Raw genomic sequence first — 231 nt, 5'->3', positions numbered from 1 at the left:
ATCAGGAAATTCGGCTGCGGGATCCAGCCAGTGTAAAGATTCTAAAAGATGTGGAGAGGTGCACTCATGCCAGTCATCATAATAGTTCAGCTCATTTCCCTTGTGTCTGATTGATATGAGTGGATATCCCGGATTTTCTCTGCTGCGGTAGCGGATTACATCAAATCCGCTGTCAAGCATTTCCAGTCCGCCATTCAGTTGTGTAAATACGGTTTTTTGGTCTTCAATAAG

Annotated in this window: 1 protein-coding gene; it reads right to left on the bottom strand. The window is 44.2% G+C overall.

Going from position 1 to position 231, the window contains the following annotated elements; genetic code table 11:
- Positions 1-231 (bottom strand): hypothetical protein (locus SB679_RS26505; RefSeq protein WP_410705434.1); only part of this gene is annotated, 231 nt, incomplete at both ends.

It is taken from the genome of Chryseobacterium sp. SIMBA_029 (assembly GCF_046535275.1).
Taxonomy (GTDB): domain Bacteria; phylum Bacteroidota; class Bacteroidia; order Flavobacteriales; family Weeksellaceae; genus Chryseobacterium.
The sequence above is the reverse complement of the archived record's forward strand: the minus strand, read 5'-3'. Positions and strand labels throughout refer to the sequence as shown.